Origin of the sequence: Methylorubrum podarium (assembly GCF_022179745.1) — a bacterium.
Lineage (GTDB): Bacteria > Pseudomonadota > Alphaproteobacteria > Rhizobiales > Beijerinckiaceae > Methylobacterium > Methylobacterium podarium.
The window spans coordinates 1-1612 of the sequence record NZ_BPRD01000655.1 but is presented as its reverse complement, the minus strand read 5'-3'; the positions used below and the strand labels follow the sequence as shown (position 1 = coordinate 1612).

2 protein-coding genes are annotated in these 1612 nt (G+C 72.8%); both read right to left on the bottom strand.

Annotation, left to right across the window (positions count from 1 at the left end; genetic code table 11):
• A partial coding sequence (locus MFF42_RS25355) for an efflux RND transporter permease subunit (protein ID WP_238258740.1) occupies window positions 1–471 on the bottom strand: 471 nt, incomplete at its 3' end.
• 11 nt (window positions 472–482) lie between these two features.
• The coding region (locus MFF42_RS25350; protein WP_238258739.1) for an efflux RND transporter periplasmic adaptor subunit at window positions 483–1612 on the bottom strand (1130 nt) is incomplete at its 5' end.

The following is a 1612-nucleotide window of genomic DNA, read 5'->3' as shown; positions in this document are numbered from 1 at the left end:
GACCTCGCGCACCTGCATCGGGGTCGCGGTCTCGCCCGTCACCGCCACCAGCAGGATCTGGCCCATGATGGACGAGATCGGCCCCATGACCGGGGTCACGCCGCGGGGCAGCTGGTCCTGCACCAGCGACAGCCGCTCGGCAACCTGCTGGCGATTGCGGTAGATGTCGGTGCCCCAGTCGAACTCGACGTAGGTGATCGAGAGCCCGACCCCCGAGACCGAGCGCACGCGGGTGACACCCGGCAACCCGTTCATCCGGGTCTCGATGGGATAGGTGACGAGCTGCTCGACCTCCTGAGGCGCGTACCCTTCCGCCTCGGTCATGACGGTGACGGTGGGCTTGTTGAGGTCCGGGAAGACGTCGACCGGCAGCTTGGTGGCGGTGAAGGCGCCGTACAGCACCAGCACCGCGGCGAGCGCGAGGACGAGCAGGCGGTTGCGGACCGACTGGCTGACGAGGACGGTGAACATGGCCGGCCTCCTCAGCGGACCTGGTCGAGGAGCTCGGCGCCCTGGGTCACCACCCGCTTGCCGGGTCCGATCCCCTCGGCCACCAGCAGGCGGGCGCCGTCGAGCGGCTCGACCCGCACGGGCCGCGCCTCGAAGCGCTCGGCGGTGGTGTGCTCGTAGACGACGTCCTGCCCGTTGCCGGTGCGCACCACGGCCGAGCGCGGCAGCGCCAGGCCGGCCTGCTCGGTCTCGGTCCCGGCCAGCACCGTGACGAACTGCCCGACGCGCAGGCCGGCGGCGTCGCCGAGGACCGCGAACTGCACCGGGATAGCCTGGTTGCGGTCGGCGAGCCCCGTGCCCTGGTAGGCGAGCTTGAGGGTCCGGCCATCCGCGAGCCGGGCGGTGGCGTTCTGCGCCGCGGTCAGCGCGTCGAAGCTGAGGGCCTCGACCCAGAGGCGGTTCGGGTCGACGATCTGGAACACCATCGCGCCGGGCGCGGCCATCTGCCCGGCCACGGCCGCGGCCTGCGCCACCACGCCGTCGACGGGCGCCACCAAGGTTTCGGGCTGCTGCCGGATCTTGTCGAGGGCGGCGCGGCGGTCGTGCAGGCCGTTCAGCTCCGCGACCGCGTCGTCGAGCTGGGTCTGGGCCACGGCGCCGGTGGTGGCGAGTTTTTTATAGCGCTCGACCCGGCGCTCGACGATGGCGACCTGCTGGTCGAGCTCGCCCTGCCGCTGGCGCATGTCGGAGACGTCGACGGCCTGGACCGGCGGCGTCACGGTCGCGAGCACGTCGCCCCTGCGCACCTTGGTGCCGAGGCGTGGGAAGAGGCCGGAGGGCGGTGGCGCGAGCCGGCCACCGACCGAGGACTGCACCACGCCGCTGGCGTTCGGGTCCGGGATGATGCGGCCCGGCAGCTCGACCGAGCGGTGGAAGCTGCCCTGCTCGGTCATGGTCGTTCGCAGGACGAGGAGCCGTTGCGTGGGCTTGGGCACGAACACGGAGCCGTCGGGCAGGCGCTGGGCGAGGTCAGCCGAGCCGGGGGCCCGCGCCTCGATCAGGGCGGCCCCCCGCATCGGCTCGCCGTGGTCCTCGTCGCCGTGCGCGAAGGCGGCGGTGCCGAGGATGAGGGTGATGCCGATGGCGAGCAGCGCCAGGGCGG